The sequence below is a fragment of the Neobacillus phoenicis genome (genome assembly GCF_047302305.1).
Taxonomy (GTDB): domain Bacteria; phylum Bacillota; class Bacilli; order Bacillales; family Cytobacillaceae; genus Neobacillus.
Genome location: NZ_CP154847.1, coordinates 4,914,218 through 4,939,116, shown reverse-complemented (window position 1 = coordinate 4,939,116; position 24,899 = coordinate 4,914,218). Strand labels below are relative to the sequence as shown.

At 37.7% G+C, this 24,899-nt stretch carries 19 protein-coding genes and 2 pseudogenes; 16 read left to right on the top strand and 5 right to left on the bottom strand.

Features of this window, described 5'->3' with window-relative positions; genetic code table 11:
- Positions 1 to 59: 59 nt before the first annotated feature.
- From AA0X95_RS25220 to AA0X95_RS25205, 4 genes are all read left to right on the top strand, one after another.
- Complete coding sequence (locus tag AA0X95_RS25220; protein WP_413303018.1) at positions 60 to 884, top strand: C39 family peptidase; 825 nt, start codon at positions 60 to 62, stop codon at positions 882 to 884.
- A gap of 344 nt (positions 885 to 1,228) precedes the next feature.
- Complete coding sequence (locus tag AA0X95_RS25215) at positions 1,229 to 2,257, top strand: HD-GYP domain-containing protein (protein WP_413303015.1); 1,029 nt, start codon at positions 1,229 to 1,231, stop codon at positions 2,255 to 2,257.
- A gap of 616 nt (positions 2,258 to 2,873) precedes the next feature.
- A complete protein-coding gene (locus AA0X95_RS25210) occupies positions 2,874 to 4,388 on the top strand; it encodes an amidase family protein (protein WP_413303013.1) in 1,515 nt (504 codons plus the stop codon).
- 29 nt (positions 4,389 to 4,417) lie between these two features.
- Entirely contained in the window at positions 4,418 to 5,446 is a 1,029-nt protein-coding gene (locus AA0X95_RS25205; protein ID WP_413303010.1) for a potassium channel family protein, read from the top strand.
- 310 nt (positions 5,447 to 5,756) lie between these two features.
- On the opposite strand, the pseudogene AA0X95_RS25200 reads toward AA0X95_RS25205, so the two are convergent.
- From AA0X95_RS25200 to AA0X95_RS25180, 5 genes and pseudogenes are all read right to left on the bottom strand, one after another.
- A pseudogene (locus tag AA0X95_RS25200) lies at positions 5,757 to 5,888 on the bottom strand (transposase); the annotation flags it as partial.
- Positions 5,889 to 5,934: 46 nt separating this feature from the next.
- Positions 5,935 to 6,007, bottom strand: a pseudogene (locus tag AA0X95_RS25195) (transposase); the annotation flags it as partial.
- 306 nt (positions 6,008 to 6,313) lie between these two features.
- The gene (locus AA0X95_RS25190; RefSeq protein ID WP_413303008.1) at positions 6,314 to 6,700 is read right to left on the bottom strand and encodes a DUF350 domain-containing protein; all 387 of its coding nucleotides are present in this window, start codon (positions 6,698 to 6,700) and stop codon (positions 6,314 to 6,316) included.
- 153 nt (positions 6,701 to 6,853) lie between these two features.
- Positions 6,854 to 8,086: a glutathionylspermidine synthase family protein gene (locus AA0X95_RS25185; RefSeq protein WP_413303006.1), complete on the bottom strand. Its 1,233-nt coding sequence runs from the start codon at positions 8,084 to 8,086 to the stop codon at positions 6,854 to 6,856.
- 2 nt (positions 8,087 to 8,088) lie between these two features.
- Positions 8,089 to 8,400, bottom strand: a complete 312-nt coding sequence (locus tag AA0X95_RS25180; RefSeq protein ID WP_413303004.1) for a hypothetical protein — start codon at positions 8,398 to 8,400, stop codon at positions 8,089 to 8,091.
- Between the two features lie 99 nt (positions 8,401 to 8,499).
- Here AA0X95_RS25180 and AA0X95_RS25175 point away from each other — a divergent pair, with 99 nt between their 5' ends.
- The 12 genes from AA0X95_RS25175 (at position 8,500) to AA0X95_RS25120 (ending at position 24,893) form a co-directional block, all read left to right on the top strand.
- Complete coding sequence (locus tag AA0X95_RS25175; protein ID WP_413303001.1) at positions 8,500 to 8,949, top strand: hypothetical protein; 450 nt, start codon at positions 8,500 to 8,502, stop codon at positions 8,947 to 8,949.
- 93 nt (positions 8,950 to 9,042) lie between these two features.
- Entirely contained in the window at positions 9,043 to 10,326 is a 1,284-nt protein-coding gene (locus tag AA0X95_RS25170) for an ATP-binding protein (protein ID WP_413302998.1), read from the top strand.
- A gap of 90 nt (positions 10,327 to 10,416) precedes the next feature.
- Positions 10,417 to 12,192, top strand: a complete 1,776-nt coding sequence (locus AA0X95_RS25165) for a LytS/YhcK type 5TM receptor domain-containing protein (protein WP_413302995.1) — start codon at positions 10,417 to 10,419, stop codon at positions 12,190 to 12,192.
- Positions 12,170 to 12,910, top strand: a complete 741-nt coding sequence (locus AA0X95_RS25160; RefSeq protein WP_413310245.1) for a LytR/AlgR family response regulator transcription factor — start codon at positions 12,170 to 12,172, stop codon at positions 12,908 to 12,910. The genes AA0X95_RS25165 and AA0X95_RS25160 overlap by 23 nt, the downstream gene beginning before the upstream one ends.
- Before the next feature lie 119 nt (positions 12,911 to 13,029).
- A complete protein-coding gene (gene cstA, locus AA0X95_RS25155; protein ID WP_413302992.1) occupies positions 13,030 to 14,823 on the top strand; it encodes a carbon starvation protein CstA in 1,794 nt (597 codons plus the stop codon).
- 526 nt (positions 14,824 to 15,349) lie between these two features.
- On the top strand, positions 15,350 to 16,765 hold the full coding sequence (locus tag AA0X95_RS25150; protein WP_413302989.1) for an amino acid permease: 1,416 nt from the start codon (positions 15,350 to 15,352) through the stop codon (positions 16,763 to 16,765).
- 140 nt (positions 16,766 to 16,905) lie between these two features.
- Positions 16,906 to 18,180, top strand: a complete 1,275-nt coding sequence (locus AA0X95_RS25145) for an ATP-binding protein (protein ID WP_413302987.1) — start codon at positions 16,906 to 16,908, stop codon at positions 18,178 to 18,180.
- Positions 18,181 to 18,377: 197 nt separating this feature from the next.
- Positions 18,378 to 19,565 (top strand): HD-GYP domain-containing protein, encoded by a 1,188-nt coding sequence (locus tag AA0X95_RS25140; protein ID WP_413302984.1) that lies wholly within the window; start codon positions 18,378 to 18,380, stop codon positions 19,563 to 19,565.
- 154 nt (positions 19,566 to 19,719) lie between these two features.
- The gene (locus AA0X95_RS25135; RefSeq protein ID WP_413302981.1) at positions 19,720 to 20,895 is read left to right on the top strand and encodes a hypothetical protein; all 1,176 of its coding nucleotides are present in this window, start codon (positions 19,720 to 19,722) and stop codon (positions 20,893 to 20,895) included.
- A gap of 199 nt (positions 20,896 to 21,094) precedes the next feature.
- On the top strand, positions 21,095 to 22,177 hold the full coding sequence (locus tag AA0X95_RS25130; protein WP_413302978.1) for a hypothetical protein: 1,083 nt from the start codon (positions 21,095 to 21,097) through the stop codon (positions 22,175 to 22,177).
- Complete coding sequence (locus AA0X95_RS25125; RefSeq protein WP_413302976.1) at positions 22,164 to 24,332, top strand: molybdopterin oxidoreductase family protein; 2,169 nt, start codon at positions 22,164 to 22,166, stop codon at positions 24,330 to 24,332. The genes AA0X95_RS25130 and AA0X95_RS25125 overlap by 14 nt, the downstream gene beginning before the upstream one ends.
- Positions 24,333 to 24,893 (top strand): 4Fe-4S dicluster domain-containing protein, encoded by a 561-nt coding sequence (locus AA0X95_RS25120; RefSeq protein WP_007086371.1) that lies wholly within the window; start codon positions 24,333 to 24,335, stop codon positions 24,891 to 24,893.
- The last annotated feature ends 6 nt before the right edge of the window (positions 24,894 to 24,899 follow it).

The window sequence follows — 24,899 nt, the reverse complement described above, 5'->3', positions numbered from 1 at the left end:
ATTTTACTAGTTTACTAGTTGCTTACAAATTCTCTCAATAAGGAATGGTATATTCTTCTATGAAAAAATTGTTATTAGTCATTATTATTCTAATCATATCTTTTATAGGTGCAAATACAATTTTTGCAGGTAAATTTAACTGGTCGGATGTCGGTCAATTGAAAGAAGTAGTGAAATCAAAGTCTACGGATGTTGAAACACAACAGGAGACTGAGTTACCAAAAGTTAATAAAGAGGTACTTCAAGAAGAAGCAGAGCCTGTTAACGAAGTGAAATTAACAAATACAGAGCCAAGTATTCCGGACAATATCATGCTGGATGTACCACTGCTTAATCAAATGGATACACCTAAGCTTTATAATGGCTGTGAGGTTACAAGTTTAGCGATGATTCTAAACTATCATGGGGTTAAAGTGACAAAAAATGAGTTAGCTGAAAATATAAAAACAGTTCCGTTAACCTATAATAATGGACAAAAGGGAAATCCCAATGCCGGCTTTGTTGGAAATATGGCAAAGGGTCCTGGATTGGGTGTATACAATGGGCCTATATTAGAATTGGCTCAGGAATATGTGGGTGATCGTGCTGTGAATTTAACTAATCACCCATTTGAAGATGTATTAAAAAAGGTTGGGCAAGGGCTTCCAGTTTGGATTATTACTACTTCAACCTTTGCGCCAGTTTCTGTTTTCCAAACATGGGATACACCACAGGGGAAAATTGATATTACGTTTAGTGAACATAGTGTCGCCATCACAGGTTATGATGCAAATTATATTTACGTAAATGACCCATATGGAGTCAAAAACAGAAAATTGAACCGTGAAAGCTTCATTAAAGCCTGGGAGCAAATGGGTAAACAAGCAATTGTTATAGAAAAATAGGTAATGAGGACCTTTATATTATTGGAGGCTCTTGGTAGTTGGAGTAAGGCCATAGTTTTAGACTATGGCCTTACCTTTTGTGTTTTTATACTTGAATAATAAATATTATTTATTATTCAAGTCGGTGAATAATTTTTTGAAAAAATTTAATTTTACACTCTTTACCAAATATAAAAAACCAATTATAGTAAAATTAAGCTATATTAAAATAAGTAATAGGAAGTATTAACCTTTTATTCTTGTATCTTGTGAATTCGAAAGATAAAAAATTTTTAAGTGTTATTTGGAATGTCCTCTAATAAGTAAACATATTATGATCTGTTATAAAAAGGGGAGCGTACACCATGGAATTGAAAAAAGGAATGGTATTGAAAGAAGATATTTATTCACTATCAGGAGTATTGTTATTAAAAAAAGGCACTAAGCTAAACGAAGGCCACATTAACTTTCTAAACCACCATAAAATTCAATTACAAGCAGAATTATCATCAAAGAATTCTCCAGAACAAAAATTAGGCGAAATTTATGAATTAGTTTATAAAAATGTTTATTCATCGATAAAAGATTTACAAAAAAAAATAATTGCTGAAAAAGCCAAACTTGATAATCAAGAAATTAGTGAAATGCTTGACGCATTTGAAGTGCTTCATAAGGAGTTTACTTTACATGATGTTGGAATACTTGAAATAATGGAAAGATTTTCAGAGGACGAATATTTATTTAAGCACTGTCTTAATGTTGGCTTGATAGCAAGTAAAATCGGGAAGATTCTGAAGTTAACCAATGAGCATCAAAAAATGCTGGCAAATATGGGTCTGTTTCACGATGTCGGAAAATTTAAAATAGATCCTGCTATTTTGAACAAGCCCACCAGGTTAACGGATGATGAATTTAATTTAATAAAACAACATCCGAAATTTGGTTATGATTTGTTGGAAGGAACATCAATAGATTCAATGATCTTAGAAGGAGTCTTAAAACATCATGAACGTTTAAATGGTACTGGATATCCCTATAGATTAAGGGAAGAAGATATTCCTTTTTTTGTCCGTATACTTTCCGTTGCAGACACTTTCGATGCTATTTGTTCAAATAGGGTCTATAGAGGATCCATGTCTCTTTTTTATGCAATTGACGAATTGATAAAGGAGATTAACTTAAATCGTTTGGATGAAAACATCGTCTTGCCGTTTGCGAATTTTTTAATGGAGTTAGTGAAGGGAAAAAAGATAACTCTGCGGAATGGTAAAGAAGTTGAAATTATTCATCTAGACTTTAAGCATCCAAATCAACCAATATTAAAGGTTGATGGGTATCAACCGCTGAATCTTTTGAAGGAAAACTTAACATTGAACCAAGTTGCCAATATGTAATAATGTTAAAAATTGAAAGATTATTAGTTGACTCAAAAAAGAATGCCCAGAATTGGAAGAAGGCAGAGGAAATGAAATTCCTCTGCCTTCTTAGCTTTGATTCATATTGAATCCATATTGTAACTTGTGAATGCTAGTCTTATTAAAGACAGTAAACAACTGTCTAGCTTATCGCGCTCTCAGACGCCTCGCTTTTCTGTTCGCAAGTAAAAACTTATATATAATCATTGTTTGTTATAAACAAATTTGCCGCGGTTATTCTTCCACCTGATGGTTTTTGTACCTAAACGACGTAAGCCCTACCTCTCTTACATCCTAACGGCTCCGAAGCCGATCCAGTGTGAATAAGTTTTTATATTAAAACATAAGCAGAATGCCAGAAATAAATTCTTACATTGCGTAATCTTATAATTCCAAGTTACCTATGTGCGAAGCACAATTACTAATATTACAGGAATTTACATTGTTTGTCAACACCTATATTAGAGTTGTGTTTGCATATCCGTACGAATAAGGAATCTTTTTACTAGAAAATGATTAGTAATAATTGATAAAGGAATATAGCAACTATGAGTAGAAGTAATAGTAAAAAAACCGATGAACGGGGATGAGTTGGATGGAGGGTTTTGATTATAAAAGTTTTGATGGGTTAGGAATCGCTGACTTAATTAAAAAGAAGGAAATTCACCCAAAAGAAGTGCTGACTGAAGCCATTCACATGATAGAAAAACATAATCCCCAATTAAATGCCGTTATTAATAGGTTTTATGAAAAGGCTGAAAAAGAAGCCGAGAACGTGGATATAAATGGTACGTTTGCAGGAGTACCGATGCTTCTTAAAGATATTGCTCAAGAAGTAAAGGGGGAAAAAATAACCTCAGGTTCAAGGGCTTTGCAAACATATCGAGCAAGTGTAGATTCAGAATATGTTAATCAACTAAGAAAAACAGGTGTGTTGTTTGTGGGGCAAACCAATGTACCGGAATTCGCTTTGATGGGGATTACTGAGCCCGCATATTACGGCCCCACTCGTAATCCGTGGAATTTAAATCATACACCAGGTGGCTCTAGTGGAGGTTCGGCAGCAGCAGTGGCCAGTGGTATGGTACCCATTGCAGGGGCCAATGATGGCGGAGGATCTATTCGTATACCAGGATCCTATTGCGGATTGTTTGGTATTAAGCCCACACGGGGGAGAACGCCAGTTGGTCCTAATTTTGCAAGGCATTGGCAGGGGGCATCAGTAGACCATATTCTCTCAAGAACGGTGAGGGATAGTGCGGCAATTCTTGATGAGATACGTGTCCATGAGAAATATGCGGCATTTTACGCTCCCCCATTTGAAGGTAAGTATCTGCAACTGGTACAAGGAGCATCAAGTGGAAAATGGACCATTGCCTTTACATTAAAATCCCCCCTTGGAAATGTGATAGACCAAGATTGTAAAGAAGCAGTGCTGAAAACAGCCAAGCTTTTAGAATCGATGGGACATCAGGTGGTCGAAGTTGACGTACCGGTTGATGGTAGAAAAATAGCAAAGAGCTATTTGACCATGTATTTTGGAGAAGTGGCTGCTGGGCTAGCAACTCTTGAAGACGTTCTTGGTAGAAAAGCAAAAATGACGGATGTAGAACCAACAACATGGATGCTTGGATTGGTGGGAAAAGCGACATCAGCGGAGGAATTTGTTTTAAGTATTAGAGAATGGGATAAGGCTGCTATTCAAATGGAACATTTTCATGAGACATATGATTTGCTCCTCACACCTACAACGGCTTCTCCTCCTGCTCGTATTGGTGAACTTGAACCAAATAAATCGGAAAAGGCAGCACTTCAGTTTGCAGGGAAGCTTTCCTTAGGAAGGTTAATGAAAAAAGCAGGTATTGTTGAACAAGTGGCAGAAAAAAATTTAGAAAGAACACCTTTCACACAACTTGCTAATTTAACAGGTCAGCCTGCTATGACTGTACCTATTCATCTGACATCTGATGGTCTGCCGGTAGGGGTACAATTCATGGCCGCCAAGGGTAGAGAAGATCTGCTTTTATCACTGGCAGGTCAGTTGGAGCTTACGGATGATTGGGTGCCTGTGCAGAGAAATCCATTTTATATGAAAAAAGAGACCAAGTAATGAACATTGGAAAAGAGTAGGGGATTACTATGCTATTTTTTAGAAAGCTGTTTATAACAGCCACAAAGTATCGGTACAGAACGCTAATTCTCGTTACTACATTTTATATTTTGATAAATGCATTGGTTATGAGAATACTCGAACCCAAGACATTTGAAAACACCTTCCATGCAGTTTGGTGGATTCTGACGACCATGACGACTGTTGGCTACGGAGATGTTTATCCAACGACACAGCTCGGAAGAATATGGGCGATGGTGATCGTATATACGGCTGGAATCGGACTTTTCGGTGTGTTGATTGGAGTGATCGTTGATACTGTTTCCCAGTACAAACGAATGAAGGAGGAAGGAAGAATGACATTTAAAGGAACAAACCATTATGTCATTATTGGCTGGACGGCTAAGAGTAAAAATACCATTAATGAACTATTTCTCGGCGATTCAAAAACGGAAATTGTTTTAATTGATGAATTAGAAAAGACACCCTATGAACATGAGCGGTTTCTTTATATCCAGGGAAGTCCAACGGATGAAGAAACGCTGAGAAGGGCAGGGATTGAAAAGTCGAAGGCGGTATTATTGTTTGCGGCTGATGGGATTGATAACCCAGACCTAGCAGATGGAAAAACACTTTTAGTTGCTTCCTCCATTGAGCGTTATGACGAAGGCACAGAAAGTAATATCTATACGATTGCTGAAATATTAAATGAAAAGCATGTCGGTAATTTTAAGCATGTGAAAATCGATGAATTCATTCTTTCTCATGAATCTGTATCCAATCTGATGGCGAAATCGGCGCAAACAAAAGGAGCAAGCCATCTCTTTACCCAACTTTTAAGCCGTAAGGACGGGGACGGGGGGAGTGATTTATGGGAAGTGAAAGTAAGGCCGGAATGGTCTACCTATGGAATGGCTTATGATTTTCTAAGAGAAAAAGGGGCACAGCTGATAGCAGACCGTAATGACTTACAAATACTCAAAAAATGGAATGAACCGATTCCAGAGGATGCAAGTTTATTTGTGATCTGTGATAAAAAAACCTATCAAAAACTATAAAAAAACGCATCCTTTAATGCGTTTTTTTCAGATTGTCGAGAAAGATTATATTTCTCGGCAATTTTTCATTTTTATCCGACCTAAAATACTGATTATTATTATAAGATTATCCATTTTAATGGGCCTGTTGATTTCCACTCCGGGTACTCGCTTTCCGCGGGGAGGTCCTGGAGCCTCCTCGGCGCTTTGGCGCCTGTGGGGTCTCCAGTGACCTCTATATCCCGCAGGAGTCGAGTACCCTCCGCTCCAATCGACAGGGGGTAAATTAACTTGAGGAATTGCAACACACCTTTTCTAAAAGCTAAATGTGTTGTTTTATATTTTGGCAGGCAGCCAAAAGGAGAGCCTGCTCACTTGCATTCTTCAATCCCAGTAACCGGCAGTAGCGAGACCCATGTAGCACTTTCGAGTCTTCAAAGCTTCGCTCAATTTTTTCCTTTCTAATTTATCAAGTAGTTTTCCTGATTTAGATAAGCGATTAAATCTTACCTTCGATTCCAGCTAATCGTAGTAATGTGGAACTGGATCCTTGAATTTTAAACCTAAAAACCAGCGGTAGCTACGTTTGTTCTTATTTCATTTTTATTGAATACACAGTTGATTGGAGCGGAAGGCGGCGAAGACTCCTGCGGGAGTACGGGGCAGGGGAGATCCCGCAGGAGCGTAGCGACGAGGAGGCTCTCCGGCACGCCCGCGGAAAGCGAAGCCGCCTGGAGTGGAAATCAACATACTTATTGAAAAGCCCAATATATTAATATCCATTATAGTAAGTTAATGCAGTAAATTGTTAATGAATTCATATAAAATAATAGGCTATCGAATGTTTTTCGACAGCCTGATAAAAAAAGCATCCTCGGATGCGTGTTTTTAATAGGTCAAACAGCCTGCAATGACAACTCCGATGGAAATCGACAAAAACATAAGGAACAGTCCAACTGCCTGGTTATCTTCTTCAATGCTTTGCATCACGTTGAACCGCGGCGTGAGCCATTCTGCCAAGTAAAAAACAATAATTTGGGCAACTATTCCAATTGCTCCCCAAATGGCCATATCCCCTAAAGAGATAGAATTAGCAGCAGTAGAATACAGAACAATGGCTAAACCAAGTAGTCTGCCTCCAAGGACATAACTCGCTGCTTTATTTCCTTTTGCCATCAAGGAAAACTCTTTTACCTTCGTTGTTACTTCCATTAGCACAAGTCCTACTAATAAAAGACCAAGTGAAACTACTAAGTATAATAAAAAATTCTCCATACTCATTCTCCTTTATTTCATTATAAGAAGGTTAAAATTCGACTTCGAAAATTGTCCAGCTCCAGCGCTTAGCCCCTCGGGTCAAATGTTCTTCTGTAATAAAAGTCAAAGAGCGACTTTTATTACAGAAGAACATTTGCCGGTCGGGGCTGATCAAGGCGCTTCCGCTTTTCTTATACCAACTGGCAAGAAATACGATTCGTTCCCTGTGATTTTCCCTCCGGCACGGACCCCTATGCTACTTGCTTTTCCGGCAATAAGAAATGCACCATATACGTAGGATAATTCTTCCACTCTCTTTTCCGTTTCCAATATAACAGTGGGAAGTGGAACATACGCTTGGTAGACTGGCAGTTCTTCCTTATACGTTTGATACTCATTTTGGATTGTTACTTGGGATTGTTGATCCCAGATCGTAACGGTGTCCCCTTCTCTGCCGAGGGACGGTTTTTTTACAAAGGAACTTCTGCCTTCAAAAAAATCTGATTCAAGATACGTTGGGAGCATATATTCCTTAATCCACTTCTGCTCCTCGTATGTATAAAAGGCACCGTTCTCAGCTAACCCCCAAATTAAACTCTGAATGGATTTGGGTTGAAGAAGGAAGGAAGAAACAGGATTCAGGATAGATAGCTTTCCATCTTTCACAAGCTGCAATAATTCTATTCCAATTAAATCTCCAGTCTCAGGATCCCGGTCTTCCACTAAGTGCTCAAGCGGGTAGGTTTGTCGGTATAAGACATCAATGGGTATACCGTCGGGGTCAAGTAAAGCATCTTCAGTAATTTGAAGAGCGGACAAGGGTACCAGCTTACTTTCAACCTGACAAAGCTCACTTAAATAGCTTGTGGTATGCCAATCCTCTATGTGGTCGACATGAGCGGTAAACACAATATTAGGCGAACTTTTTCCCTGTGAAGCTTCTATCACGGCTTTGGTAATACCGGATGACAGGAGGCGTTCTTCGTTTTCATTTGGATTCATGAGGCCGAATTCACTGCATGCTATTCCATTTACATGGAAACATTCAACAATAAAGGTGGGGGTATCACTATTAAACTCAAGTAATTTGAGCCCATCTTTTGTTAGGGCAAAGTCAAAGCGGGAAATAACCGATTCTGGAAAAAGATTTTTTAATCTAAGAAACGGAAGACTTGAACTAGGATAACCCAGTTGAAGCAGTTGCTCGTCTGAAAGGCTCCGAAGCAGGCGTGCAGTTTTGAAAAAAACGGCTCCCATACGTTCTGTTGCCTCCTTTATGAGACAGACGGTTTGTTTACTAATGGGTAAAATATGATAAAGGCTGTATTCGATTCCATATAGATTGGACCAAAAGGATGGAATTAGTGAATAAAAGGCTTTCCGTTTTGCTGCATAAGATGACATGCTTATCCTCCAAACCCACCCTTGGAGCCGCTGCCAAACCCACCTTTAAAGCTTGAAGAGGATCGATAGGATTTATAAGATTTTGACTTTAAGAGAGAAGATTTATTGCTAAAAAAACCTCCTCCGTAATAGTAATGATGATAATGACTAGAGTGGGTATCATCACATTGCCAAACACCTTGTTCATCATCCCATTCCCAATCCTGACAGCTGGGATCGTCCGGCTGTGGTGGTAGATCGTCTGAACAACCTGAAAGTGTTCCGGCAATTAGTGAGGAGAGAACTCCAGTTACTAACCATTGGGTTTTCTTCACCTTCTCACGCTCCTTTATTTGTATATAATATTATTATAGAAGGTAATGTCAGGAAAACAATGCAAAAATTTGAAAGTGAAAGAAAGAAGGGCTGAAGAGATGAGATTAGAGTATCGACTTGACGACAATTATAAAAAATACCCTGCATTATGGAATTATCTACATTTATCGACGGCTGAAGCTGTAGCAAGAATGTCCTGTGAATTTTTTGTTAAAGAAGGAGAAACCTATTCCGTTACGGCAACTGCTATGGATCCAGACGGTACACTAGTGTTATATGTTCAAAAGGAACAGTTTCCAAAGGATACTGCTGAACCCGTTTATTCTCACATAGGGCTAGAAATTAGAGAAATCACATTAGTTGGTTCACCCCTAGTTGAAAAAAGAGACAATTGGGAGCATGAAGAGGTTTTGCCGACTCTTCATTCTGATGCAATTTATCTCCAAAGGAATGGTAAATATATGGAGTTTGCTATGGATTCAAGAGAAATAGATGAAGATCGTAAATGTTATGTGTACTACGGTAAATTTACGGGGGAAAGCAGATAACTTTTATAGTGATAATTTTTTAGAAAAAAAGGAAAGTGACGATTTTTGTCGTATTGTTAACTTAAATAGAAGGATATCCATGGAGGAATGACAATGTTGGCAGAGAAGCTCCTTTTGAATGTACTAATTACGATTGCACCTGTCCTACTATCCAGTACTCTAATGGATAATAATCGAAAATTTAAATCTCCCTATTTATGTGGTTTCTTGCAAAGTATTGCAGCGATAACCTGTATGCTCTTCTCGTATGCAAACTATGGCTTTCATTGGGACCTTCGCTATGTTCCGCTTGTATTAGCGATACTTTATGGGGGCCCTGTGGCGGGAGGTATTGTATTATCCTCAATAATTGGAACGCGCTTGATATTGGGGGGAGGTACCATGATTTTTGGACTCTCAAACTCAGTCTTAACTGCTCTTATTCCATTCCTCTTACTCAAGATCTTTTGGAGGTATTCTCCGAAACAAAGAGTTGTACTAACCATGCTCGCAGGTGTTTGGTCTCTAACACTCTGTTTTCTTTCGCTAAATATCTTTCGTTATTTAGAGGGTAACTTCTTTAAATTGGATTTTAATCTCCCCGATCTTATCCTTGTAGGTTCCATTCAAACATTAGCCTTGGGATTGGCTGCAAAGTTGAATGAAGGCATAATTGAAAGAAACCAGATGCAGAAGGAAATTCAACGGGCAGAAAAATTAAATACCCTCGGTGAACTTGCTGCATCGTTTGCCCACGAGGTTCGAAATCCATTAACGGTTGTGAAGGGTTTTTTACAATTGATGCAGCGAGAAGAATCGGGGAAAAACTATCAATATCTTTCTCTCGTATTAAATGAATTAGCACGGGCTGAGTTGATTATTAATGATTATTTAAATTTTGCTAAGCCGCAATTTGAAAAAGTTGAGGAGTTTTCATTGAGAGAAGTTCTAGCAGAAGTAGTGATTCTGATGGAACCCCTTGCAGCCAAACAAGGAGTACAGCTACATAGTGAATTGGAATCTAACCGCTTTTCTCTTGTTACCGATCGGAATCAATTTAAACAGGCGTTGGTTAATTTGATTAAAAATGGAATCGAGGCAACTCCAGAAGGTGGAAAAGTAACTGTTCATTCCAACTCAAACGATTATCATGCAACGGTAAAGATTGCTGACACGGGTAAAGGAATGACGGAAGAACAAATAGCTCGGATAGGAACTTTGTTTTATACCACAAAGGATAAGGGGACGGGGCTTGGTACCTCAGTTTCCTTAAAAATCATTCAAACGATGAATGGGAAAATTTCCTATCACAGTGTGCTTGGAGTCGGAACCGAAGTCACGTTGGTGCTTCCTGAAGGGAAAAAAGAAGAGATGGTAATGAATGTAAACGCTAGCTAGTCTTAGAGACAGCTAGCTTATTTTTTTGGTATAGTAATAGAGTAGTCAATAACGTTTTCACTAGTTGAAAAAGATGAAGGGTGAGATCAAATGGTTGAATTATTACCTCTCATGCTGGAACGTGTAGGGATTTTGATCATTGTTGCTTTCGTCCTTTCGAGGATGAAGTCATTTCGTCAAATTATTCATAATGAACATGACATTTCTGCCAAGGTAGTTATGATTATCATATTTGGAACTTTTGGGGTTATTAGTAACTATACGGGTGTGAGAATTGGACATGGGACCGTTACATCCCAAGAATGGCTTACTAATATGGATAGTGAAAGTGCCATTGCGAATACAAGAATCATGGGAGTCACGATTGGCGGCTTATTAGGTGGTCCTATCGTTGGCATTGGAGTGGGCTTAATTGCCGGCTTGCATCGGTTAACTTTAGGTGGCTTTACTGCTACCGCCTGTGCCATTTCTACTATTTCTGCAGGAGTTGTAACTGGATTTTTAAGTAAACGCTTTAATGTTCAAGAAGGATTATCACCCTGGAAAGCAATTATGATTGGAATAACCATGGAATTTGCTCAAATGGGGGTCATTCTTTTACTGGCAAAGCCTTATGAGGAAGCACTCCATCTTGTGGAGGTCATCGCTTTTCCTATGATTGCTATCAATGGTTTTGGAACACTCCTGTTTGTGTTAATTATTCAGGAAATTCTTCAAGAACAGGAGCGTACGCACGCTCTACAAACGCATAAGGCATTATACATTGCCAATCAGACGCTTCCGTTTTTTCGGCAAGGTTTGAATGTTGATTCCTGCACTAAAGCGGCAGAAATTATTTTAAATTGGACTAACGCTGATGCCATTTCCATTACGGATCAGTCTCATGTACTTGCCCATGTAGGGGCCGCTTCCGATCACCACATTCCATTAGGAAACATGGCGACAGAATTAACCAAAAAGGTACTTGAACAAGGAAACATAACGATTGCAAAAACGGCTAAGGAAATTCAATGCTTTAATCCGTGCTGTCCTTTAGAAGCCGCTATTGTATTACCTCTTCAGGTCCATACGAAAACAGTAGGGACATTGAAGTTATATTTCACTGATTCGAGGAAACTTGATCGAGTAGAGCAGGAGCTTGCCGAAGGTCTTGGAAAACTTTTCTCTGTTCAATTAGAAATGGCAGAGTTAGAAGTACAAAGAAGATTATTAAAGGATGCTGAGATTAAAGCATTACAAGCCCAAGTTCATCCACATTTCCTGTTTAATGCAATCAATACGATTTCAAGTCTTATTCGAACGGACACAGATAAAGCTAGAAGTCTATTAATTAAACTGAGTACCTTTTTCCGTAGCAATCTTCAAGGGGCTCGGCAAATGTTAATCCCGCTTGAAAAAGAATTGGAACATGTGGAGGCCTATTTAACCATTGAGCAGGCCCGTTTTCCGGATCGCTACAAAGTTGAGTTAGAAATTGATGAAGCTTTTAAAAAAATTCTTATCCCTCCTTTCACTCTGCAGCCGCTTGTTGAAAACGCCATACGTTATGCGTTTCCTAAAGCCCAAAATGGGACTGTGAAGGTCAGGGCGTTTCAGGAGGATGGCGGTATGGTTCTCTTAACGGAAGACGACGGAAAGGGCATTCAGCCAGAACTGCTTGGGAGACTAGGGAATCAAACGATTGATTCAGTTAAAGGCACAGGGACAGCGCTATGGAATATAAAAAAAAGAATAGAAGAAATTTATGGACATACAGCTTCTTTTCAAATTGAAAGTAAACTAGATCATGGGACAAAGGTATGGATTAAACTGCCATTAACGCAGCAGAAGTGGGGTGAGGATGTTGTTAAGAGCGTTTATCGTTGATGATGAACCATTGGCTAGAGATGAGCTTGCCTATCTTTTAAAAAGAAGTAAACAGGTGGAATTAGCTGGTGAAGCGGGCGGAGTGGAAGAAGCGCTAGATAAAATAGAAAACCTCGACATTGACGTGGTTTTTCTAGATATTCAGCTTGCTGATGAAAGTGGAATGGAGATTGCCAGCCGAATCAATAAACTGGATTACCCTCCTTTGATTGTATTTGCCACTGCATATGATGAGTATGCTTTAAAGGCATTTGAATTAAATGCAGCTGATTATATATTAAAACCTTTTGATGAAAAAAGAGTGCAGCAAACCATTGAGAAGCTGTTGAAGCTTTTGGGGAGCAAAGAGCCAAATATTCCACTACCATCAAAGGCAAGCTTATTTTCAAACACGGAAAAACTGGCTCTAACAGTTGATGAGAAAATTATATTAGTAAACGTTAGCGACATCCTTTATATCAGCACGAATGAGGGCAAAACAATTATTGCAACTGGGAAACAAAAGTACGTGGTGAATGATCCTTTAGTTACATTTGAGAGGAAACTACAAAAATCTCAAATTATTCGTGTCCATCGATCGTATTTAGTCAGTATTAATTCGATTATAGAGATTGAGACCTGGTTTAATTCTACCTATAATCTGATAATGTCAGACGGGGAAAAGGTTCCAGTCAGCAGAACGTATACAAAAGAATTGAAACAGCTGCTTGGTTTTTAAGCAGCTGTTTTTGCATTTCAAGTCTATATTTCTACCTTTCATCCTGAAAATCCTATGTTAGCGTTTTCTTAAAGTATGATAAGAGTAATAAAAGGAAATGAGATTAGGAGGTTGGATAAATGAATGCGGTTTCAATTGTAATCGGTTCCATTTGTATTTTAATGATTGCTTATCGCTTATATGGTACATTCATGGCAGCTAAGGTTTTAAAGTTAGATGACTCAAAACCTACACCTGCACACGAATTAAATGATGGTAAGGACTATGTTCCTACAAATAAATGGGTAACATTTGGTCACCACTTCGCGGCAATTGCAGCGGCGGGTCCACTTGTAGGACCTATTCTCGCTGCGCAGTTCGGATATTTACCAGGTTTACTTTGGTTATTAATTGGTGCGGTTATCGGTGGTGCAGTCCATGATGCGGTTGTACTTTTTGCATCCATGCAGAAAAAAGGAAAATCTTTATCAGAGGTAGCAAAAGAAGAGCTCGGACCAGTTGCTGGTTTTTGTACAGGACTTGCCATGTTGTTTATTATCACGATCACAATGGCTGGACTTTCAATGGTTGTCCTTCATGCCCTTGAACATAATCCATGGGGTACATTCTCTGTAGGAATCACGATTCCAATTGCGATGTTCGTTGGGATTGCTTATAAGAAAACTGGTAACTTGAAATTAACATCAACAATCGGTTTTATCCTTGTTATGGTTGGAGTTTTTGTAGGTCCATCCATCCAACATACTGTTTTAGGTGATTGGTTGACATTAGATACAAAGACATTAGCTATTATTCTACCAATCTATGCTTTTTTTGCAGCAGCATTGCCTGTATGGCTCTTGCTTGCGCCACGCGATTATTTAAGCAGCTTTATGAAAATTGGGGTATTTATTGCTCTAATCATTGGTGTTTTCATTATCAATCCAAGTATTGAAATGCCTGCATTCACGAAATTTACTTCAGGTGGCGGCCCTGTCCTAGGTGGACCTGTTTGGCCATTCATCTCTATCACTATTGCTTGTGGAGCGATTTCAGGATTCCATGCATTTGTTGGCTCAGGAACTACTCCGAAAATGCTAGATCGTTGGTCAGATATTAAGGTCGTAGGTTTTGGAGCGATGTTAGTTGAGTGTGTGGTAGGAATTATGGCTCTGATCGCAGCAACTGCTCTTCAACCAGCCGATTATTTCGCTATTAACTCCACACCAGAAGTGTTCAAAACACTTGGTATGAATGTTGTAGAGCTACCGAAGCTAGCGGACGAAATTGGGATTAACCTTGAAGGAAGAACTGGCGGTGCAGTTACATTAGCAGTTGGTATGACATACATCTTCACAGGTATTCCTTGGTTTGCGAAACTATCATCTTACTTTTTCCAATTTGTTATTATGTTTGAAGCAGTATTTATCTTAACTGCTATTGACTCGGGTACTCGTGTAGCGCGTTATTTAATTCAGGACTTTTTCGGAGAGTTTTATAAGCCGTTAAAGAAAACAGATTGGCTTCCAGGATCCATCTTTGCCAGTGCATTAGCATGTTTCATGTGGGGTTACTTATTATTCTCAGGTGACATTGGATCTGTTTGGGCACTGTTTGGAGTTTCTAATCAGTTAATGGCATCCATTGGTCTTATTGTTGGGGCAACCGTTATTCTGAGAATAGCAGATAAACGACGATATATGCTTACCTGCCTCATCCCGCTTTCCTATTTATTTGTTACAGTAAATTATGCTGGATATTGGATGGTTAAAAATGTCTACCTTAATTCAGCAGCAGCAGGCTATAGCGTATTAAATGGAATCCTATCTATTATTATGCTGGCACTTGGAGTCATTATAATGGTGACAGCTATTAAGAAATGGATTAATATGTGGAATTCTCCACGAGTTCAACTTGAAACAAATGTAGCTTAATAGATTCCTACAAAAAGGATGATATGGAGGGAAATTACCCTTCGTATCATCCTTTTTTATTTGCTCTTTTTGTAGACTTTGATACTATCTGTACTCTTTTATGCCTGATTCAAAAGCGACTTCGGATAGAGTAAGTGGAAAAAGTATAAACACTGTCAGAAGGCAAAGCAACTTGGTACATGGATCATTTAAATGGGTACTACAGTCTGAACCTGATGTAAGATCGGACAATCTAGATAATGGTAATCATGTCAAAACTTCAACGAAACACCTAAGGATAAATAACAGCAATTATCCCAAGGGTTGGTAATGTTTATTATTTTACTAGTATAGTTAAAGAATTTTAAATAATACAGAAGCCTTGTTATTTTCGATTTTATGTAAGTAATTTACAAGGGATTATTTGCAAATTATTTATTTTTCAAAATATATTGCTTTTTCTATAAAATGATTATATTATTTCGATATAGATTTTTTAGTTGTCTTTTTCAGAACATTTAGTCAGTTGCTTCTAGGGGGATTACCTATGAATTTATTTAGAAAGAAGTCGATTCAGACTCTTATCCAAGAATCAGGTCAAAAAGATGTGACCTTAAAAAAGGAATTAGGAGCCTTTGATTTATCTATGCTCGGTATTGGAGCAATAATTGGGACTGGTATTTTTGTACTTACAGGTGTTGCTGCTGCTGAACATGCAGGGCCTGCCTTAATACTTTCCTTCATATTATCTGGTTTAGCGTGTGTGTTTGCAGCCCTTTGTTATGCAGAATTCGCTTCAACTGTTCCTGTATCAGGAAGTGCGTATACGTATAGTTATGCTACCTTTGGAGAGCTCATTGCCTGGATCTTAGGGTGGGATTTAATCCTCGAATATGGACTTGCTTCTTCTGCAGTTGCCAGCGGCTGGTCCGGTTATTTTCAAGGACTGCTTGCAGGATTTGGGATTCATTTCCCCAAAGCCTTAACCAGTGCTTACGATCCTGCAAATGGGACGTTTATCGATGTTCCAGCTATTATTATTGTTTTTGTTATTACTTTACTATTAACACAAGGTGTAAAAAAATCAGCTCGTTTTAATACAATTATGGTAATTATTAAGTTAGCGGTTGTGCTTTTATTTATTGGTGTTGGTGCATGGTATGTAAAGCCAGGCAACTGGACTCCATTTATGCCGTTTGGATTTTCCGGTGTAACAACGGGAGCAGCAACAGTTTTCTTTGCCTACATCGGTTTTGATGCTGTATCTACTGCAGCGGAGGAAGTAAAAAATCCGCAAAAAAACATGCCAATAGGTATTATTGCTTCATTGCTAGTATGTACTGTTCTTTATATCATTGTTTCTGCGATTTTGACGGGGATCGTCCCTTATCAACTGCTTGACGTGAAAAACCCTGTTGCCTTTGCTCTTAACTATATCCATCAAGATTGGGTGGCCGGCTTTATTTCTCTAGGAGCCATTGCCGGGATCACTACGGTATTACTAGTTATGCTTTATGGACAATCTCGATTATTTTATGCCATCAGCCGTGACGGGTTATTGCCAAAGGTTTTCTCAAAGGTAGATAAGAAGAAACAAACACCAACCGTAAATTCATGGATTACTTGTTTATTAGTTTCTTTCTTTGCTGGTTTAGTTCCATTGGGCAGACTGGCAGAGTTGGTTAATATAGGTACATTGTTTGCCTTTATGACGGTTTCAATTGGAATCTTATATCTTCGTAAAAATAAACAAGCACCAAAAACAGGATTCCGTGTACCATTTGTTCCATATATTCCGATCCTTGCATTCATTTTCTGTGGATATTTAGCAATTCAGCTGCCAGCAGTATCTTGGATCAGCTTTGGCATTTGGCTTGTAATCGGATTGTTTGTGTACTTTGGATACGGGCGTAAGCACTCAACCTTAGATATTACTAATAATCAGATGAGAAAAGTAAGTTAATATTATTAAAAGTGAAGGACCCGCAAGTGTATGAGGGTTCTTTTGTTACGTTTTATCGAAAAATGTCGAAATTTAGCAATGTTTTTTGGATATATTGTCAAAAATTTGGAGGAAAGATGATAAAATAGGAGTAAGTATGATTGAACTATATTTATATTCGAGGGAGTAACAAAATGAAAGAGTGCATCAAGAGTCCTCAATTAATTTTGGAAGAGAAGAAAGCAGTAAAGTTATTTTTATGGTTATTTTATATTGTTTATTTTTCTTTTGATATTCTTGCATACTACCTTCTTCCTAATACCTTAAAGAATGAAAAAATAGGAAATCCTCAGGAGGGATTGGGAAATTGGATTTATGTTTTAATCATGATTCTTTTGCCGATTAGCATATGGATGATAAAAAAGGGAAATCTCTACTTAGTTAAATATGTTTATATCTATTGTTATTTATTAATAGATGTTATAAACACTTTAATAATTTACATAGGTAACCCTAAACATTATATGGGTGGGCATATTGTGGAAGTATTATTTGTTCTTTTCTGCCCAATTTTTGTGAGCAAAAAGTATTTTTGGACTGTTTCATTAAGTTTGATTGGAAAGTATATTGTTTTAGGATTAATATTACGTGATCCTCAGGTATTTATTTCAATAGTAATTTACTTAATTCTATCAGCAATTTCGAATGTTATGCTGACTCGTTTTTATTCCTATATCAAATCTTTAACCAGTATTCACGATGAACTTCTCAAAAAAGAAAAGTTAGCTGTGATTGGTCAGATGGCTGCTGCTATCGGTCATGAGATTCGCAATCCTCTATCATCTTTAAAAGGGTTTACACAGCTTCAGCAGGAGCGGTATCCCAATACAAATGATTTCTATCCAATCATGATTCAAGAAATTGACCGAATTAATTCTATTGTTAACGATTTAATGTATATCGGAAAACCTAGAGCTGTTAAGTTTGAAAAAGCTAGTATTGAGGAAATAATCGCTTATACTCTTTCAATCACTCAACAACAGGCTGAAATCCAAGGGATAACAGTAGAGACCACTATGGCTGGACCGTTACCTCCTATTGATTGTGATAGTAATCAACTAAAACAAGTATTTTTAAATTTAATTAAAAATGCAATCGAAGCAATGCCGGATGGTGGATGTATAAAAATAAATGTAAAAGTTGTTGAAAAACAGAAAATGTATATTTCTATCCAGGATGAAGGATGTGGTATTAAGGACGAGAACATCCTTAACTTGGGAGAACCATTTTTTACAACAAAAGAGGACGGAACGGGATTAGGGTTAATGGTGACTAATCAAATTATTAAAGAACATTTAGGAAAACTAAATATTAAAAGTGAAGTTGAAAAAGGAACAAAGGTGGAAGTAATTTTACCAATAATTCATAGAAAATGAGATTGAAAAATAATAAATGGTAATTTTAAACATATTTTGATGAAATATTTCTATTTTATACATAAATCTTGTTAATTTACTAGTATTTAAATAAATGCAAATGTTTTATAATGTAGAAAAGTGTCAAAAAATTAGCTATATGATTCTATTTAAGTAATTATTACTACAAAACTACTCACTTTACGAGAGGTTAACAAATGAAAAAACGAATATTAGATCCTCATATAATGAGTGAAGAAGCACAGACCCTAAAATGGTTTTTAATTTTCTTTTATATAATATCAATCTCTTTCGATATTATTTTTAATTTTATTACATTATATTTTCCTCAATTGAGTGATGAGAAATCTAATGGTTTAACTTTTTTATTATATCTATTCATGTTTGCATTAATACCAGTTGCACAAAATCTTGTGAAAAAGCAAAAACTACACTATATCAAATATATTTATTTTATCAGTTATACATTGATAACCCTTTTTGCTGACATTATTAATTTTATTGGTAATGCTAATGAATATAAGGGTGGCAATGCAGGAGAAATTTTTTGGCTTTTACTTGCACCTGTTTTTGTTAGTAAACCCTTTATGATAGTCGTGTCTGTAGGCTTAATCTTGAAGTATGTTATTCTTGGACTTGTAATAAAAGCGCCAATCGTTTTCATAGGAATATTATTAGTAACGACTCTATCTATATTAGCATTTGTTTTATTATCTCGATTTCAAGCTTATGTCAATGCTATTAAAACTTCTTATGATCAACAGTTAACAGGGATTGTGAAGGGTGTTATTGCTACCCTTGAACTTAAAGATCCATATACAAGAGGTCATAGTGAGAGAGTAGCGAGTTATGCTCTCGAATTAGCGAAAACAACAGGGAAATATACAGAAGAAGAGTTAAAATCTTTTGAATTTGCTTGTTTACTCCATGATATAGGAAAGATTCATATTCCAGATCAAATTTTAATGAAGCCGACAAAACTGACTTCAGAAGAATATGAAATTATTAAATCCCACACTAATGTGGGAGCAGAGGCAGTATCGAAAGTGATTCAATTGAATAGTAGTATAGAAGTTATACGCTCACATCATGAACGCTGGGATGGAAAAGGCTACCCAGACCAATTGAAGGGGGAGGAAATTCCATTTCTAGCCCGAATTGCAGCAGTAGCTGATGCGTTTGATGCAATGACATCCAATCGTTCATATAGAAACGCGTTGGCAGTCGACGAGGCGTATAAACGCATAATAGAAGGAAAAGGCACCCAGTTTGATCCTGAATTAGTAGATTTATTTCAACAAACTTATCCAGTATGGAAAAACCTACATGATAAATCTGTAAAAGAGATAACTGAAGAAATTAGTAAAGTTACTGCAAACTACTAATTTAAGGAGGTGACCCCCTTGAAAATTCGGAGATTAAGAAAAGTTAAAATTACCAGTTGTTGGATTTGTTGGTGGGTATAAGTGAAAACAGGATGCTAGAAAAATCTAAGCATCCTTTTTTTATTATAGAATACAAGTTAGGAACGGTGTTTAAATGGAAGTAACACTTAGTTCAGTTCTTAAATTAGTCCCCATTGAAATTAGGAAAGAGAAAAAATACTTTATAGTAGAAGATATAAGTTCCGGTGAGTACTTCGAAATGCCGGAGATTTGTATTGATGCAATAACTTTAATAAAAAACGGTGAATCATTAGGGGATATTGAACAGCATATTAAAGAAAAATATCCAAAAGAAGAAGTAGATATCATCGATTTTGCTGAACAGTTGTTACAGCTTCAGCTCATTGCTGAAATTGATGGAGTAAAAGTCACTTTACCCGAGAAGAAAAAACAACATTTAAGTTTTCAGTGGATTTCACCTAAACTAGGGATATTCTTTTTTAATAAGACGGCAATGATTTTCTATGTTGGTTTATTCATTATGAACGTGTTCTTATTAATAACCCACCCAAGCCATTTTCCACACTACAAAGATCTGTTCATATTTGATTACATGGTATTAAATATCATAACATGGCTTGTGGTGACATTTTGTACCGTACTTATTCATGAATTCGGTCATATTCTTGCAATGAGGGCAAATAATCTCTCTACAAGAGTAGAGGTAGGCCACAGGTTAATATTGGTCGTCCTGGAGACAGATATGACTTCAGCCTGGAAACTATCATCAAAAAATCGAAATGTTTTATATCTAGCTGGACTTTGTTTTGATATGGTTATTCTTTTCTTATCCTTGGTTAGTCAGGTGATTTTTACAAATGGATCAGGGATTTTCCTGAATTTCATGTCGCTTGTAGTATTAGATACCTTTATTCGTCTCATTTACCAATGCTGTATTTATATGAAAACAGATTTATATTACGTTTTTGAAAATGTCACTGGTTGTTATAACTTGATGGAAAATGCCCAACAGATGATTAAAAGATGGTTTCCTTTTCTTAAATCGCAGAAAAAGGAAGAAGTTGTTTTCGAAGGGGAAAGAAGGATGATCTTTACCTATTCCATTTTTTATTTCGTTGGAGTAGTTCTAACGCTCAGCCTGTATGTTGTTTTTTATGTTCCCCAATTATTGTTTGCTGTGAAAAGGGTTATGCCAGGCTACTTGGAGGGGCCGACATCTCTTCCATTTTGGGATGCAACTTTATTCACAGTACAAATGTTAGTTGGCTTTCTGCTTCTTTTATTTTCATGGAAAAAAAAATACTCGTAATATAACTTTTAAAACTGTCCAGGCTGATCAAAGCGCTTCCGCTTTTCTTGTTTGTGACAGACTTTTGTCTAAAATAATTTTTTTAGGGGTTTTTTCCCCCCATGATAGGGGAGTTCCCCTATATAGATAACACTGCTGTTTTTCTTACAATTAGGGTAAGAAAACGGAAGTGTTATTTTTTTTATAGGAGGAACTCCAAATGCAAGCGAATATCTCAACGACTAAAAAACAAGGACGTTCGGTCAATGATGCATTTGCATCACATTTTGCTAAATCGATGTTTTTAACGGTTGTCGGACTTGTGATTTTAACCTTTATCGGAACAAGAATGTTTACACATGTCGACTTAAATCTATATGGATATATGATGGGAACGATCGTATTTATCGGCGGTTTCTTCTACCGCTTTATTGCTTGGGGCGAAAGACCACCAACTAAGATTTTTATTAAAAAGGGCTTGAAGCTCATTTTTAGAAAAAGCACACCTAAAACAGCTGTTAGCCATTTAGCGATTTATGATTTCATTCGCAATCGGGGAGTTTACCGCTGGGTACAACATATTTTAATAGGCTGGGGCTGTGTGCTTGCTTGCCTTGTCACTTTCCCACTCGTGTTTAGCTGGATGTACTTTACAATGGAAGACAATGGCTTCTATACAATTGTTTTATTCGGAATGAATGTTATGAAGGTTAAGGCGGATGGAATCATCGCCTGGTTATCCTATAATGCATTAAATATTGCAGCGATTATGGTTACGGCCGGTGTTTGCATGGCCCTTTACCGCCGTATGAGAAATATGCAAGCAAGAGCGGAACAAAAGTTTATGTATGATTTCTTGCCACTATACCTATTATTGTTTATTTCCATTACTGGACTTTTATTAACAGTCCAAAACGTATTTTTACATGGCTGGATGCAGCCGCAGATGTCACTCATTCACCAATTCTCAGTCATTGTTACTTTAATCTATCTGCCATTCGGAAAGCTTGCTCATATTCCTTTCCGTCCAATGAGCGTGTTTGCAAGAAACTACCGTGAACATTATGGAGAACAACATATGAAAGAATGCAAGGTATGCGGAGAGAAATTTGTATCAGTTGAACAATCAAACGACGTAATTCAAGTATTGGGAGTCAATGAGATGGAATTCAATATGACAGATGGCTTCAATCTCGCTGAATTATGTCTTCCATGTCGTAGAAAGTATCGTATTTCAAGATTTTCAGGATTCGCAACGCACCAAGTGAAGGTCAAGGAGGCAAACCAGAATGCAAAGGGATAAGTTTTTTAAAGAAATAGAAAATGTACGTCATCCAAATGAAACGCTCGTAAAAACACACTGCAGCTACTGTGGAATGCAATGTGGGATGAATTTACGTGTAAATACAAAAACGAACAAGATTATTGGGATAGAACCACGTTATGATTGGCCGGTAACAGTTGGAAAGATGTGTCCTAAAGGAGTTACGGCTTACCAACAAACCAATCATGATGATCGGATCTTAAAACCATTAATTAGAGACGATGCTTCTTTGAAGGGGACAAAAGAAGGATTCCGTGAAGCATCCTGGGATGAAGCCTATGATCTAATCGCTAAAAAGTTCGGTGAACTTCAGGAAACGTACGGAAAAGATACATTATCCGTTTTTAGTGGTGTATCCATGACCAATGAAAAATGTTATTTAACTGGAAAATTCGCTCGTGTTGCTATGCAAACACGCTACATTGATTACAATGGTCGATTCTGTATGTCTAGTGCAGCAGGTGGCTTCCTTCGTTCTTTCGGAGTGGATCGTGGCTCAACATTACCATGGACAGATATCCATGAAACAGACTGCTTGTTTATTGCTGGTAGTAACACTGCTGAATGCCATCCAACTTCGATGTTCCGTGTTTGGCATGTACAAGAGAGAGGTGGTTACTTAATTGTAGCTGATCCTCGTGAAACACCAATTGCGAGAAGAGCAGATGTTCACTTAGACCTACGACCAGGAACAGACTTAGCGCTTGCGAACGGAATTTTAAATTTATTGATTCAAAATGGATATGCAGATGAAGAATTCGTTAACAACCATACAAATGGTTTTGAAGAAACAAAAGAATTAGTGAAAGAATTTACTCCAGAATATACAAGTGAACTAACAGGAGTTGCTCCAGAAAAGATTATCCGTGCGGCAGAAATTTACGGTAAGGCACCAAATGCTGTTGTCATGTTTGCCCGTGGAATTGAGCAGCAGCATAAAGGTGTGGATAATGTTTCAGCCTATACAAACATGGCACTAGTAACAGGGAAAATTGGTCGACCTAAATCAGGCGTTGCAACCTTTACAGGGCAAGGAAATGGTCAAGGTGGACGTGAGCACGGCCAAAAATCCGATTTGCTCCCAGGCTATCGTAAACTTACCAACCCAAAGCATGTAGAAGAAGTATGTCAGGTTTGGGGGATTACTCCTGAAGAAATGCCTCAGCCAGGTGTTTCAGCTTATGAAATGTTTGAATTAATGGAGCAAAAAACAATTCGAGGGTTGTATCTACTTTGTTCAAACCCAGCTGTATCTGCACCAAACTTAAACTTTGTTCGTAAAGCGATGAAAGGCTTGGACTTTATGGTTTGTGCAGATTTTTACCTTTCAGAATCAGCAGAATTCGCTGATGTCATTCTCCCAAGTGTGACTTGGTCAGAGGACGAAGGAACAGTAACCAATATTGAAGGTCGTATTATTAAGATTAATAAAGCGCAGGAGCCAATTGGTGAATCAAAGCCAGACTGGCAGATGCAAGTAGAACTTGCGGAGCGTCTAGGAAGAGGAAAGTATTTCTCACATTTAAAAACAGCAAGAGATGTAGCCGATGAATTCCGCTTAGCATCAAAGGGCGGCTATGCAGACTACTACGGTGCAACATGGGATAAGATTGAAAAGCAAGATGGTGTATTCTGGCCTTGTAAAGATGAAAAAGACAAAGGAACTCCACATATGTTCTTAGATAAAAAATTCTATCATCCAGATGGGAAAGCTAAAATTTGTGCCCTACCTTACCGTCCACCTGCTGAAGAGCCATGTGAAGAATATCCACTTCGCTTAACAACAGGACGTGTGGTGTATCATTATCTATCTGGAAATCAAACACGACGAATTCAATTCTTACGTGATATGTGTCCAGAGCCATATGTAGAGGTACATCCAGAAACAGCAGCTAAATACAAGATTGAGCATGAAGAATATGTTCGCCTATTTACTCGCAGAGGCGAAGCAGAATATAAAGTGAAAATTACGGAAGCCATTAGAAAAGATACAGTATTTGTTCCATACCATTTCGGTCACGATAAATCTATTAATCTCCTAACCATTGCGGCTCTTGATCCAATGTCTCGGATGCCAGAATTTAAAGCGTGTGCCGCACAGATTGAAAAACTAGAAATGAAGAAGGTGCAGTAAATGAAAAAGAGGCTATATTTAGAACTTGAAAACTGTATAGGATGCCGCTCTTGTTTAGCGGCTTGTACACAGTGCGGAGGGCATGAGGAACGCAATCGTAACTACGTTTACGATGTGAATCCGCTTGTTAACCGTCAAACGATGCCTCTAATGTGCCTTCACTGTGTGAATCCAGCTTGTGCAAGAAGCTGTCCGGCACAGGCGATTCAAATTCACGAAACAGGAGCTGTACTGTCTGCTCTTGTGGAAAAGTGTATTGGCTGCCAAAATTGTACGATTGCCTGCCCTTACGGTATACCGAAGTTTGATACCGAGCAGAATTTAATGTATAAGTGCGATCTATGTATTGACCGTACGAAGGATGGTATCCCGCCAATGTGTGCGAGTGTTTGCCCATCTAATACGCTTCAGTGGTTAACCGATGAAGAGATTGAAGCAAAACAAAAGCAGTTTAATTTGGATAATGGTAAGTGGGTAACAAGCATGCCTTATTTAGAAGGCGAAACAAATGTAAAAGTGAATCTTCCTGGTATTTTACAGGGTGTCACTAAATTGTTTTAGGAGGGA

Bases quoted from the DNA above. Each gene is read 5' to 3' on its own strand.
- AA0X95_RS25185 (WP_413303006.1), bottom strand. From the start codon at position 8,086: ATGTCATCTTATGCAGCAAAACGGAAAGCCTTTTATTCACTAATTCCA.
- cstA (WP_413302992.1), top strand. From the start codon at position 13,030: ATGAATGCGGTTTCAATTGTAATCGGTTCCATTTGTATTTTAATGATT.
- AA0X95_RS25120 (WP_007086371.1), top strand. From the start codon at position 24,333: ATGAAAAAGAGGCTATATTTAGAACTTGAAAACTGTATAGGATGCCGC.
- AA0X95_RS25130 (WP_413302978.1), top strand. From the start codon at position 21,095: ATGCAAGCGAATATCTCAACGACTAAAAAACAAGGACGTTCGGTCAAT.
- AA0X95_RS25175 (WP_413303001.1), top strand. From the start codon at position 8,500: ATGAGATTAGAGTATCGACTTGACGACAATTATAAAAAATACCCTGCA.
- AA0X95_RS25210 (WP_413303013.1), top strand. From the start codon at position 2,874: ATGGAGGGTTTTGATTATAAAAGTTTTGATGGGTTAGGAATCGCTGAC.
- AA0X95_RS25150 (WP_413302989.1), top strand. From the start codon at position 15,350: ATGAATTTATTTAGAAAGAAGTCGATTCAGACTCTTATCCAAGAATCA.
- AA0X95_RS25190 (WP_413303008.1), bottom strand. From the start codon at position 6,700: ATGGAGAATTTTTTATTATACTTAGTAGTTTCACTTGGTCTTTTATTA.
- AA0X95_RS25135 (WP_413302981.1), top strand. From the start codon at position 19,720: ATGGAAGTAACACTTAGTTCAGTTCTTAAATTAGTCCCCATTGAAATT.
- AA0X95_RS25170 (WP_413302998.1), top strand. From the start codon at position 9,043: ATGTTGGCAGAGAAGCTCCTTTTGAATGTACTAATTACGATTGCACCT.
- AA0X95_RS25140 (WP_413302984.1), top strand. From the start codon at position 18,378: ATGAAAAAACGAATATTAGATCCTCATATAATGAGTGAAGAAGCACAG.
- AA0X95_RS25125 (WP_413302976.1), top strand. From the start codon at position 22,164: ATGCAAAGGGATAAGTTTTTTAAAGAAATAGAAAATGTACGTCATCCA.
- AA0X95_RS25215 (WP_413303015.1), top strand. From the start codon at position 1,229: ATGGAATTGAAAAAAGGAATGGTATTGAAAGAAGATATTTATTCACTA.
- AA0X95_RS25205 (WP_413303010.1), top strand. From the start codon at position 4,418: ATGCTATTTTTTAGAAAGCTGTTTATAACAGCCACAAAGTATCGGTAC.
- AA0X95_RS25220 (WP_413303018.1), top strand. From the start codon at position 60: ATGAAAAAATTGTTATTAGTCATTATTATTCTAATCATATCTTTTATA.
- AA0X95_RS25165 (WP_413302995.1), top strand. From the start codon at position 10,417: ATGGTTGAATTATTACCTCTCATGCTGGAACGTGTAGGGATTTTGATC.